The organism is Streptomyces sp. NPDC007901, from assembly GCF_042959465.1.
Classification (GTDB): domain Bacteria; phylum Actinomycetota; class Actinomycetes; order Streptomycetales; family Streptomycetaceae; genus Streptomyces.
This window is the reverse complement of the sequence record NZ_JBIBKW010000013.1, coordinates 126,931-138,088: the sequence shown is the minus strand read 5'-3', so window position 1 is coordinate 138,088 and position 11,158 is coordinate 126,931. Positions and strand designations below refer to the sequence as shown.

The following is an 11,158-nucleotide window of genomic DNA, read 5'->3' as shown; positions in this document are numbered from 1 at the left end:
GGCACATCCGGCGGTCGTGCGGGGCTACTTGACGGCGATGGGGTTGACCGGCGAACCGACGGCCCCGGTGATGGGCAGGGGAGCGGCGGTCAGCCAGAACGCGTACTCGCCGTCGGCCGCGCAGTCCGCGGCGAGCGCGTCGAGGTCCCACATCTCGCCGATGAGCAGCCCCATGTTGGGGATGGCGACCTGGTGCAGCGGCTGGAAGGCGTGCTCGAACTCGTTCGGCCGCACCTCGAACCCCCAGGTGTCGGTGGCGATCGCGGCGATCTCGGTGCCGTGCAGCCACCCGGCGGTCGTGAACGACAGGCCCGGGGCCGGCCCGCCCGCGTACTCGCCCCAGCCCTCCCGCCGGGCCCGGGCCAGCCGCCCGGTGCGGACGAGGACGATGTCCCCGCGGCCGACGGTCACCCCGTGGGCCTCGGCGGTCGCCGTCAGATGCGCCTCGGTGATGGCGAACCCGTCGGGCAACTCGCCCTCGGAGCCCACCACTCGGCCCACATCGAGCAGCACCCCGCGCCCCGCGACGTACGGCGCCATGTGCTCGATGCCGGTGACGAGGTCGCCGTCGGAGGTGACCGTGCGCGCCGCGTCCCGCCCGTTCCAGGCCTTGCCGTGGTCGAAGATGTGCCCGAGCCCGTCCCACTGGGTGGAGCACTGCAACGGCATCGCGATCACGTCGTCGGCGCCGCCGATGCCGTGCGGGAAACCCTGGTTGCCGAGGGCCGCGTCGGTACCGGTGTCCAGCATGGTGTGCACCGGGTTGGTCCGGCGCCGCCAGCCCTTCTGCGGGCCGTCCATGTCGAAGGCCTGCGACAGCGAGAAGCTGACCCCCCGCCGCACCAGCGCGGCCCCCTCGCGCCGCTTGGCCTCGTCCAGGAAGTTCAGGGTGCCGAGCACGTCGTCCGCGCCCCAACGCCCCCAGTTCGAGTACGCCTTGGCGGCCTCGGTGATCGCACCCTCGGGATCCTGCCGGTTCACGCCGACTCCTTCACACAACGGGTGCGCTGCGCACCGAGCCCGGTCACGGCCCCCTCCATCACGTCGCCGTCCCGCAGCAGCCGCCCCCAGTGGATGCCGTTCCCGGCCGGGCTGCCGGTGAGCACCAGGTCCCCGGGCAGCAGCCGGGCCGTCTGCGAGATGTACGACACCAGACGCGCGATCCCGAAGAGCATGTCCTTCGTCGACTCGTCCTGCATGGTGTCGCCGTTCAGCTTCAGCGTCACCCGCAGGTCACCCGGGTCGGCGATCGAGGCGGCCGGCACCAGCCACGGCCCGAGCGGGGTGAACCCCGGCGCGTTCTTGCAGCGCAGCCAGTCCGTGCCGATGGCCTTCATGTCCCGGCGGAAGACGGTCGCCCGGTCGGTGAGGTCGTTGGCGATCGTGTACCCGGCGACGTACTCCAGGGCCTCCTCGACCGGCACCCGGTAGGCGGGCCTGGCGATGACGGCCGCCAGCTCCAGCTCCCAGTCCGGCTGCTCGGCCCACTCGGGGAGCACGACATCGTCGTACGGCCCGGCGATCGTCGTCGGCAGCCCGATGAAGACGTACGGCAGGTCCTCGGCCGCCCGCCGGTCCATCACCGCGGCGATCTCCGCCCGGGCCTCCTCGACCGTGCGCGGGTCGTCGGGGGAGCGGTGCGCGACCTCCAGGTCGATCACGTGCTGCCGGTAGTTGGCGCCGGACTGGAAGATCTGCCGGGGCTCGACCGGCGCGTGCACCCGCAGACCGTCCAGCGGCTGCCAGTCCAGGGTCACGTCGTCCGCGAGGTCGTGCAGCACGGGGAGGGTCTCCTCCCACCGCTCCACCACGGCGCGCAGGCCGGTCGGCGCCCAGTCGAGCGCTCTGCTCAGGTCGAGCACCTGTTCCCGGGCCAGCAGACCGGGGAACGGCTCCCGGTCCGGGACGGAGAACGTGCCGAGCGCGAACGGGCCGGCAGGTTGCGCGAGCGTTGCCATCAGATTTCCTCCTGCGGGGTTGCGGTCTACTGTGGCCCTGATCGGCGGATCACGGAAATAGATCCTGTGGATGTGCCGAATCGACGGCATGGATGGCTCTCGGCGGCCCTCGACTGGCTAGGCGGTACCCGGTGAACCTCTCCCGACTCGACCTCAACCTGGTCGTCGCCCTGCGCGCGCTGCTGGAGGAACGCAACGTCACCCGCGCCGGCGAACGCATCGGACTGAGCCAGCCCGCCATGAGCGCGGCGCTGGCCCGGCTGCGCCGCCATTTCGACGACGAACTGCTCGCCCGCGCCGGCAACTCCTACGAGCTGACCCCCCTCGGCGCCTCGCTGCGCGACCGCAGCGCCACCGCCTGCGACCTGCTGGACCGGGTCTTCTCCAGCCAGCCCGACTTCGACCCGGCGGCGGAGACCCGCGAGTTCACCCTGCTCGCCTCCGACTACGGCGCGGCCGTCTTCGGCGCCCCCCTCGCGCGCGCCCTGCACCGTGAGGCACCGGGCATCCGCCTCACCTTCCGGCACACCCCGCCGAACATCGAGGAGAACCCCGCCACCACCCTGAGCACCATCGACGGACTGCTGCTCCCGCACGGCATCATCGACGGCTTCCCCGCCGTCGACCTCCACCAGGACCGCTGGCTGTGCATGGTCGCCGACGACAACCCCGAGGTCGGCACCTCCCTCACCCTGGACCACCTGGCGCAGCTGCCCTGGGCCGTCTACCAGCGCCCGTACGACGCCCCGGCCGCCCGCCAGCTCAGCATGCTCGGCATCAGCCCCCGGGTGGAGGTCTCCGTACAGACCTTCCAACTGCTCCCGTACATGGTCGAGGGCACCCGCCGCGTGGCGATGATCCAGGAACGCCTCATCCGCAAGGTCGCCCCCTCCGCCGCGGTACGCGTCCTTCCCTGCCCCTTCGAGGCCGTCCCCGTCCAGGAAGCCATGTGGTGGCACCCCGTCCACGCCCAGGACGCCGCCCACATCTGGCTCCGCGAGAAGGCAGCAGAGGTAGGCGCAACACTGACGCAAGCCAAAGCGCCCCTTTAGGGGCGCGGGGCGGTATCGATATGCGGCTCCGCCGCGTGGGCGCGACAAGCCACGACGGCGCCGCAGTCGCCACACACACGACTGCGGCACATCCATAGGCGCCTTCCGCCTCAGGCCAACCGCTCAGGCAACGGCCGGGGATCCACCGCCCCCGCCCGCCTCCGCACAACGAACAACGCACCCGCCACCACCGCACAGGCCACCCCGAGCACCCCCACCGCCCCGGCGAGCGTCCCCACCGCAGACTCCCCGACGAGCAGCACCAGCGGACACACGAACTCCCCACCGAAGAACGCGGCCATCCACAGCCCCGTCCCCCGCCCCCGGTCCTCGAACGCCAGCCGCGACATCGCGCTGGTGAGCAGCGCCGGCAACAGCATCCCCGTACCCACACAGTTGACGACCGCCCCGACGACCAGCAAGGGAGCGCTCCCCGCGAGGAACATCAGCCCGAACCCGACCGCGCAGACGCCGAGCACGGCGGGCAGCATCGGATCGGGGGACCTCTTCAGCCGCGCGAAGGTCACGGCACCGCCCACCGTGGCGGCACTCGCGATCGCGGTGGCCAGCCCGATCACCCCGGAGTTCTTCACCCCGAGGTCGTCGAGCAGGTAGGACATCTCGACCGGGACGGTGTAGAACACCATCGCCCCGAAGAAGGTCAGGGCGCAGATCCCGCCCAACTGCCGCCGGGGGAACGGGCGTCGGCCCCCGGCGGAGCCGGCCGTCGCGGACGTACCCCCGGTCGCCGGGCTCGGCAGCGCGGAGGCCATCAGCGGCGCGAGGACGAGACTCACGGCGTACACCCAGAACGGCACCCGCCACCCGGCCGACCCGGCCGCGCCGCCGAGCACGAAGAAGACGGTGGCCGAGGCGGAGGCGCACATGGTCTGCAGGGCGAGGTACTTCACCCGCCGCTGCCCGGAGTAGTAGTCGCCGATCAGCGTGGTGCAGCAGGTCATGATCGCGGCCTCGGCGACACCGACCAGCGCGCGGCTGGCGATGATCGCCCCGAGGGAGTCCAGCCACAGCGGGGCGGTACCGAACACGGCATACAGCAGGGTCGCCACGACCAGCAGGCGCTTACGGCCCAGCCGGTCCACGATCACCCCGGCGATCGGCGCCAGCAGCGCAAGCGCCAGCGCCGGTACGGTCAGCGCGAGCGGCACCAGCGCCTTGGCGCCGGGCACGGACGCGAACTGGTCCTGCATCTTCGGCAGCACGGGCGCGATCAGCACCGCGCCGAGGATCGGCAGACAGCTGCCCGCCATCAGCAGGGTCACCCGCAGCAGATGCGCGGGCCCCGACACGGCGACGGGTGACGCGGCGGCGTCTTCCGCCACGACAGGGGACGGGGGCACGGAACCGGGCATGGCGACTCCAGGGACGGCGAACGAACGGAGCGGGCATGCCGGCAGGGACGCCACGGAAGGCGCACGGCATGCGGGGAGGAACCCGCGCACCGGCGGCTGGTCCGGACAGCGACGTGCGGGGTACGGACGACTATGGGGCGTCCGCGAGCCCGGTCGCCATCCCCCACGCGATCCGAATCCCGTATCCGGCTCATCCACGGCATGGATGAGCAGACCCTCGGTCAAGGTGTGAACATTCAAACGTGAATCGTTAGGCTGGGGTCATGACCGCGACGACGCCCCGCTGGCTGACCCCCGAGGAACGACGGGCGTGGCTCGCCTACGTCCAGTTCTCCACCCACCTGTCCGACCACCTGAACCGGCAGCTGCGCCGCGACGCGGGGATGACGCACGCCGACTACACCCTCCTGGCCAACCTGTCGTCGGTCAAGGAGCACTCGCTCACCATGTCCGAGCTGGCCGAACGCCTCAAGATCACCCGAAGCCGCCTCACGCACGCCGTGACCCGTCTCCAGGAGGCCGGGTACGTCGACCGCCGCGAGGACCCCGCCAGCCGGCGCAACCAGCTCGCCGTCCTCACCGAGGAGGGTGTACGCCTCCTGGAGCGCGAGGCACCCGGCCATGTGGAGGCGGTCCGCCGGGGCGTCTTCGACGCCCTCACCCCGGAGCAGGTGACCCAGTTCGCCGAGATCGGCGAGGTGATCAACGCCGCCCTCCAGCGCATGGACGCCGACAGCGACGAGCGGGAAGCCCTGCCCTGGCGGCGCCGGTAGAACCTTTTCTTCTCCGGTGCGACGGAGTCGAAAGGAACCGGGCGCTGCCGGACAGGACAGAGCGTGGAATCCATGACCGAACAGGAGACGCGCCGGCAGCGGCAGAAGCGTTTCGAGAGACTGGCGCACGTGGTGGCGGAACCGCTGCACCGGTACCTGCTGCGACGGACGCACGCCGACACGGCCGAGGACGTCCTGTCGGAGACACTGCTGGTGCTGTGGCGCCGTATCGACGACGTTCCCGGACTCGGTGCCGATGGCGCGCCCGACCCCGACGACGTACTGCCGTGGTGCTACGGCGTCGCACGGGGCTGCCTCGCGAACGCCCACCGGGCCGACGGTCGCAGACTGCGCCTGCTGGACCGGCTGATGCGGACCCGGCCGCAGCAGCCGGCCGGCGCCGCCGACCACGGCGACCTGCACGCCGCGCTCGCCGAGTTCGGGGAACTCGACCGCGAGGTGGTCCGGTTGTGGGCGTGGGAGGAGCTGGGCCCGCGTCAGATCGCGGAGGTGACGGGCCTGACCGCCAACGCGGTGAGCATGCGGCTGCACCGGGCGAAGAAGAAGCTCTCGACGCGACTGCGGACGGGTCGGACGGGACGAGAGAACACGGCGCGGTCCGGACACGGGACGGACGAGGCGAGGGGCGGTCAGTGAACGACGACGAACTGCTGGCCCGGCTGAGGGCCGCGGATCCGGCACTGACCGCGGACGCTCCGCCGCCCGACATCGACTGCCTCGTCGCGGGCGCCCTGAACGGCGACGGGTCCGCCGAGCGGCACGGCGCCACCGCAGGCATCCCCACTCACCCCACGAAAGCGGCCCCCGCACGGGGACGCGGACACCGCTTCGCCCTGGCGGCGGCTGTCGCGCTGATCCTGGCCGGGGGCGGCATCGCCGGAGGGATGAGGACGCACGACGACACGCACCCGCCCACGGCACAACCCCTCGCCCTCGCCCTCACCATGGCTCCCGGCTCCGCCTCCGCCAAGTGCAGGGAGCCTGTCCCCGACCTGCTGCGCCCCTACCCGACGCTCTTCGAGGGAACGGTCACCTCCGTCAAGGGTTCCTCGGTCTCCTTCCGCGTCGACCAGTGGTTCCGCGGCGGCGGCGCGGAATCGGTGCGGCTCGACGGCGGCGCGGGCCGGCCGGAGCGGCTGACCTTCTCGGTCGGCGGGCACTACATCGTGGCCGCCACCAAGGACGGCGTCGTACCGGTGTGCGGAGCGAACATGGCCTCGGCCGACACCAGGAAGGAGTTCCGCCAGGCGTTCGGCATCGAGAAGTGACGGCTCGGAGCCCGCGGCGGCATACGGCCGAACGCCTCGGGCCCGCCGTGGATTTGACGCCCGGGGGCCCGCCGCGGATCTGCCGTCGGCGGCGGGCCCCCGGGTGTGGCGGCTTCGCCGGTCAGGCCTCCTGGCCGCCTTCCGGGGCGAGCAGGATCGCCGTGTTGGTGTGGTGCGCGACGGCGTCGCTGACGCGCGGGTCGAACAGCGCCTCGACGGCACCCCGGTGATGGGGGCTGAGGACGATGAGATCGGCGGCGAACTCCTCAGCCGTCTCGGAGATGGCGGCCGCGACCTGCGTGGTGAGCCCTCGGACGAGGGTCCCCTCGGCCTTGACCCCCTTCGCGCGCAGCGCCGTCAGCGCCTCGTCGAGGACGGCCTGGGCCTCGGTGTCCTCCTCCAGGGGGACGACCGCGGCGATGGAGGCGGCGGAGGCGATGACGTGTATGACGCGGACCTCGGCGTTCGCCAGCTGCGCCAGCTCGCCGGCCAGCCGCACGGCGGAGTGGCGGGCGGGGCTGGGATCGACGGCCACCAGGATGCGCTGGAACACGGACACTCTTCTTCCCTTCTTCCGGGGACGTGGAAGGGCGACTCGATGGTCAGGAACGCCGGATCGCGGCGTGGCGGGTCGGCGCGTCCGGCGCCGAACGAGTGCTTCCCATCCCCACCCTGTGATCATCTCACTCGCCACCGGCCAACGGCACAGTGATCCGTGTAACAGCCATTGAACTGCCGGGATCGGGCCGGTGTCAGCCGTGCGGCAAGCCGTGGTCGGCGCCGGCCTGAAGGCGCCGACCCGATCTGGAGCGCGCCGCCTCACCATCCGCCGTATCCGGTTAGGCTGACGTGCGGAGGTGCCAAGTGGCCGTGGGGGAGCGCGAGTTGGGCGAGACATCGGAGTCCGCGACGGTCGTGGTGATCGGCGCGGGTCCGGCCGGGCTGACCGTCGCCAATCTGCTGCGCAGATCCGGCGTGGACTGTGTGGTCCTGGAGAGCCGCAGCCAGGAGTACGTGGCGCAGCGACAGCGGGCCGGCATCGTGGAGAGCCGCGCCGTGCGCATGTTCGAGTCCTGGGGGCTGGCCGACCTGGTGCTGGCCGGCCCGCCGCACGACGGCATCCTGGAGTTCCGGGTGGACGGCGAGAGCCGACTCGTCGACGACAGCGACGGTTCCGCAGGCCCCGGGGCCCGCCTGTGTCCCCAGCAGGTCCTGGTCCAGAAGCTCACCGCCGCCCACCTCGCCGGCGGCGGCGATGTGCGCTACGAGGTGGCCGACGTCTCCCTGCACGACCTCACCGGCGACCACCCGACCGTCCGCTACCGGTCCGCCGACGGCACCCCGCACGCGATCACCTGCGCCTTCGTCGCCGGCTGCGACGGTGATCACGGCGTCACCCGCACCGCCGTCCCCGACGGCGTCCTCACCGCCCACGCCCTCGACCACGGCATCGGCTGGCTCACCGTCCTCGCCGACGCCCCGCCCCCCGCCCACCCCCTGCTCGCCGTCAGCCCGCAGGGCTTCGCCGCGCACTTCCCCCGCGGACCGCACAGCAGTCGCTACTACCTCCAGTGCCCGCCCGACGACCACCCCGACGCCTGGCCCGACCAGCGCGTCTGGGACGCCCTGCGCACCAGGCTCGCCGACCCCGCCCTCACCTCCGGCCCGATCACCGACCGCGAGACCTTCCGACTGCGCAGCCTGGTCCACGACCCCATGCAGTACGGCCGCCTGTTCCTGGTCGGGGACGCGGCCCACATCGTGTCCCCGATGGGCGGCAAAGGCATGAACCTCGCCCTGTACGACGCCGATCTCTTCGCCCGCGCCGTCCGGGACCACGTCCGCGACCACGACGACACCGGACTGCGCACCTACTCCCAGCGCTGTCTGCGCCGCGTCTGGAACGACCAGGAGTTCTCCCACTGGCTCACCCGCACGGTCCACGACGCCGGCGACGACACCGACTCCGGCCCGTTCCTGCGCAACCTGGCCCGCGCCCGCCTCGACCGCCTCTTCACCTCCCCGAAGGCCGCCCAGGCCTTCGCGGAACTGATGACCGGCCTCGACCCGGCCCAGGACAGCCCCGTGCCCACGGACCGTTGAGCCTCCGCGGAAAACCCGTTGGCGGACCGCAGCGGGCGTTGCTACCTTTCCGGAGGCCGTGCGAGAGAACGAGGAGGTGGTACCCGTGAACGAATCGACATGGGTGCTTCCCTCCGGGGTCACGGTCGGGCGATAGGTCGTCCGGGAGCGCCATTTCAAGAGCACTCCCGAAAGGCACGACCATGGCCCTTCCCTTGGCCCTTCACTTCACTTCCGAACAGCGCCTCGACGACGGCGTCCGCGAACGTGAGTTCACCCTCGGCGAGATCCCCGGCATCCTGTGGACACCCGCCTCGGCATCCGCGTCCGCGCCGGTCCCGCTGATCCTGCTCGGCCACCCCCCGCTCGGGGTGCGCAGGATGTACCCCCGACTGGTGGCGCGGGCCAGGCGTGCCGCGGCGGACGGCTTCGCCACGGTCACCATCGAACTCCCCGGGAGCGGTGACCGGCCCCGCTGGGCCGCCGTCGAGCAGTCGCGCGCCGACCTGCGCCGGGCCGTGGAGGCCGGCGAGCCGGTCAGCGACGAGATCATCGACGCCCTGATCCTCCCACTCGTCGACAAGGCGGTCCCGGAATGGCGGACCACCCTTGACGCCCTCCTGACGCTGCCGGAGATCGGCGGCCCGGTCGGGTACTCGGGGGGACTGATCTCCCTCGGTGTCCGCCTCGCCGTGGTCGAGCCGCGCCTCGCGGCCGCCGGTCTCTTCGCCGGGAGCTTCGTGCCCCGCGCCATGTTCGAGGAGGCCCGGCAGGTCACCATTCCGCTGCACGTCCTGCTGCAGTGGGACGACGAGGGGAACGACCGGCAGGCGGCCCTGGACCTCTTCGATGCCTTCGGCTCCAAGGAGAAGTCCCTGCACGCCAACATGGGCGGCCACACCGGCGTCCCGCAGTTCGCGGGAGATTCCGCGGCGCAGTTCTTCACCCGGCACCTGAAGTGACCCGACGCGCGCCTCAGGCGCCACTGAGCGCAGTAGCGCGCTCACAGGAGGCCGCGTCCGAGAATGGGAGACTCGTTGCGGTGCGCTAATGGTGGGGGGAACGACGAGTACCGGAGCAGGACGTGAACGTTGCCATCATCACGACGCCTGTGGTCGACACCTGGCGTGCATGGCGTCATTCCGCGCCAGGACCGCTGTGGCCGGCCGGACCCGTCCTGCTGATCATCGCGATCCCGGTGGCCGACGGGTTCCTGCCGCCGGACATCCATCTCGCCCACCTGCTCGTCGTCGCCGTGGCGGTCACCGCGATCGGTGCCGGGCCGCGCACCACCGCCCTGATCGGGGCGTTGGCGGTCCTCGCGCTGGTCGTCGCGGGCGCGCAGCGGCGGACGCTGACCACCGAGAGTGTCCTCGTCGAACTCTCCGCCCTCCTCGCCGTCTGCGCGTTCTTCGTCCTCTTCACCGGCCTGCGGGACCGGCGCGAACGGGAGCTCGCCCGGGTGCGCTCGGTGTCCGACGCGGCACAGCGCGTCGTACTGCGGCCGTTGCCGAAGCGGGCCGGCCCCGTCACCCTCGCCTCGCACTACCGCAGCGCCGAGGCGGACGCGACCATCGGCGGCGACCTGTACGCCGCCGCCCGGATCCCCGGCTCCACACGGATCCTCATCGGGGACGTCCGCGGCAAGGGGCTTCCCTCGATCGGCGACACGGCGATCGTGCTGGGCGCCTTCCGCGCCGCCGCACACCGCCGGATCCCGCTGCCGGAGCTGGTCGCCTACATCGAGGACGCCGTCCGGTGGGGACTCGCGGAGTTCGCGGAGCCGGAGGAGGACGCCGCCGAGCGCTTCGTGACCGCCGCCGTCATCGACATCCCGGACGGCGAGCCCGTGGTACACCTGATCAGCTGCGGGCACCCGCCGCCCCTCCTGCTGGCCGGCCGCACCGGGACGGCACGGGTGCTGACGGTCCCCGAACCGGCGCCCCCGCTGGGCCTGGGTGTCAGGCCCGCCGACACGAACACCATCGACGATGCCGACGGCTGCTACGTACCGGCGACCTTCCCGTTCGACCACGGTGACCGGCTGGTCCTGTACACCGACGGCGTCAGCGAGGCCCGGAACGCGGCCGGTGACTTCTATCCGCTCGCCGAGCGGGCCACGGTCTGGGCGGACAAGGCGCCCGGTCCGCTCGCCGAACGGCTCGCCGCGGACGTCCGGGCCTACACCGACGGTCGGCTCAACGACGACATGGCCATGATCGTCGTACAGCGGGACTGAACCATCACGGCTGAACAACAGCCTCGGAGCTGGAGTACGAGAGCTCGTCGCCGGCTCGGTGCTCCACCTCGTCCTCGTCGCCCTGCTCGGCCTGGGCGTCGCCACCGCCGTCCGGGACTCCGCCACCGCGATCGGGACCGTCCTCGGCCTGCTCCACCTCTTCCCGATCCTCGCCGCCGTCGTCACCGACCCCGACTGGCACCGGCACCTCCAGCAGATCGGACCCATAACCGCAGGCCTCGCCGTCCAGGCCACCACCGGCCGGCACGACCTGCCCATCGGCCCCTGGACAGGTCTCGGCGTCCTCGCCACGTGGGCGGCCGCCGCACTGCTCGCCGGCCTGCTCGGCCTCCGACTCCGCGACGCGTGAGCCGTGGCGGCCCGACAGCACG

Annotated in this window: 12 protein-coding genes; 8 read left to right on the top strand and 4 right to left on the bottom strand. The window is 72.2% G+C overall.

The features are described 5' to 3' along the window. Positions 1–24 precede the first annotated feature (24 nt). Together ACFZDK_RS35415 and ACFZDK_RS35410 are read right to left on the bottom strand one after the other, a co-directional pair. Positions 25–981: a cyclase family protein gene (locus ACFZDK_RS35415; RefSeq protein ID WP_390978349.1), complete on the bottom strand. Its 957-nt coding sequence runs from the start codon at positions 979–981 to the stop codon at positions 25–27. Beyond that, on the bottom strand, positions 978–1,958 hold the full coding sequence (locus tag ACFZDK_RS35410) for a fumarylacetoacetate hydrolase family protein (RefSeq protein WP_390978347.1): 981 nt from the start codon (positions 1,956–1,958) through the stop codon (positions 978–980). The genes ACFZDK_RS35415 and ACFZDK_RS35410 overlap by 4 nt, the downstream gene beginning before the upstream one ends. Before the next feature lie 131 nt (positions 1,959–2,089). Between ACFZDK_RS35410 and ACFZDK_RS35405 the strand changes: the two genes are divergently transcribed. Beyond that, on the top strand, positions 2,090–3,010 hold the full coding sequence (locus tag ACFZDK_RS35405; protein ID WP_390978345.1) for a LysR family transcriptional regulator: 921 nt from the start codon (positions 2,090–2,092) through the stop codon (positions 3,008–3,010). A 110-nt stretch (positions 3,011–3,120) separates the two neighbouring features. Here ACFZDK_RS35405 and ACFZDK_RS35400 read toward each other — a convergent pair whose 3' ends face one another. After that, a complete protein-coding gene (locus ACFZDK_RS35400; RefSeq protein WP_390978343.1) occupies positions 3,121–4,383 on the bottom strand; it encodes an MFS transporter in 1,263 nt (420 codons plus the stop codon). Between the two features lie 263 nt (positions 4,384–4,646). On the opposite strand from ACFZDK_RS35400, the gene ACFZDK_RS35395 reads away from it, so the two are divergent. The 3 genes from ACFZDK_RS35395 (at position 4,647) to ACFZDK_RS35385 (ending at position 6,445) form a co-directional block, all read left to right on the top strand. Continuing rightward, entirely contained in the window at positions 4,647–5,156 is a 510-nt protein-coding gene (locus tag ACFZDK_RS35395) for a MarR family transcriptional regulator (RefSeq protein ID WP_390978341.1), read from the top strand. Positions 5,157–5,228: 72 nt separating this feature from the next. After that, positions 5,229–5,813 (top strand): sigma-70 family RNA polymerase sigma factor, encoded by a 585-nt coding sequence (locus ACFZDK_RS35390; protein ID WP_390978339.1) that lies wholly within the window; start codon positions 5,229–5,231, stop codon positions 5,811–5,813. Further along, entirely contained in the window at positions 5,810–6,445 is a 636-nt protein-coding gene (locus tag ACFZDK_RS35385) for a hypothetical protein (RefSeq protein WP_390978337.1), read from the top strand. Before ACFZDK_RS35390 ends, ACFZDK_RS35385 begins: the two co-directional genes overlap by 4 nt. 121 nt (positions 6,446–6,566) lie before the next feature. On the opposite strand, the gene ACFZDK_RS35380 is transcribed toward ACFZDK_RS35385, so the two are convergent. Beyond that, a complete protein-coding gene (locus ACFZDK_RS35380) occupies positions 6,567–6,998 on the bottom strand; it encodes a universal stress protein (protein WP_390978335.1) in 432 nt (143 codons plus the stop codon). 332 nt (positions 6,999–7,330) lie between these two features. Here ACFZDK_RS35380 and ACFZDK_RS35375 point away from each other — a divergent pair, with 332 nt between their 5' ends. From ACFZDK_RS35375 to ACFZDK_RS35360, 4 genes are all read left to right on the top strand, one after another. Next, a complete protein-coding gene (locus tag ACFZDK_RS35375) occupies positions 7,331–8,548 on the top strand; it encodes a 4-hydroxybenzoate 3-monooxygenase (RefSeq protein ID WP_390978333.1) in 1,218 nt (405 codons plus the stop codon). A 182-nt stretch (positions 8,549–8,730) separates the two neighbouring features. Further along, complete coding sequence (locus tag ACFZDK_RS35370) at positions 8,731–9,489, top strand: alpha/beta hydrolase (protein WP_390978331.1); 759 nt, start codon at positions 8,731–8,733, stop codon at positions 9,487–9,489. Between the two features lie 122 nt (positions 9,490–9,611). Continuing rightward, complete coding sequence (locus ACFZDK_RS35365; RefSeq protein ID WP_390978329.1) at positions 9,612–10,766, top strand: SpoIIE family protein phosphatase; 1,155 nt, start codon at positions 9,612–9,614, stop codon at positions 10,764–10,766. A gap of 58 nt (positions 10,767–10,824) precedes the next feature. Next, positions 10,825–11,136, top strand: coding sequence for a hypothetical protein (locus ACFZDK_RS35360; protein WP_390978327.1), 312 nt, complete (start codon positions 10,825–10,827; stop codon positions 11,134–11,136). Positions 11,137–11,158 lie beyond the last annotated feature (22 nt).

Bases quoted from the DNA above. Each gene is read 5' to 3' on its own strand.
- ACFZDK_RS35370 (WP_390978331.1), top strand. From the start codon at position 8,731: ATGGCCCTTCCCTTGGCCCTTCACTTCACTTCCGAACAGCGCCTCGAC.
- ACFZDK_RS35395 (WP_390978341.1), top strand. From the start codon at position 4,647: ATGACCGCGACGACGCCCCGCTGGCTGACCCCCGAGGAACGACGGGCG.
- ACFZDK_RS35400 (WP_390978343.1), bottom strand. From the start codon at position 4,383: ATGCCCGGTTCCGTGCCCCCGTCCCCTGTCGTGGCGGAAGACGCCGCC.
- ACFZDK_RS35390 (WP_390978339.1), top strand. From the start codon at position 5,229: ATGACCGAACAGGAGACGCGCCGGCAGCGGCAGAAGCGTTTCGAGAGA.
- ACFZDK_RS35410 (WP_390978347.1), bottom strand. From the start codon at position 1,958: ATGGCAACGCTCGCGCAACCTGCCGGCCCGTTCGCGCTCGGCACGTTC.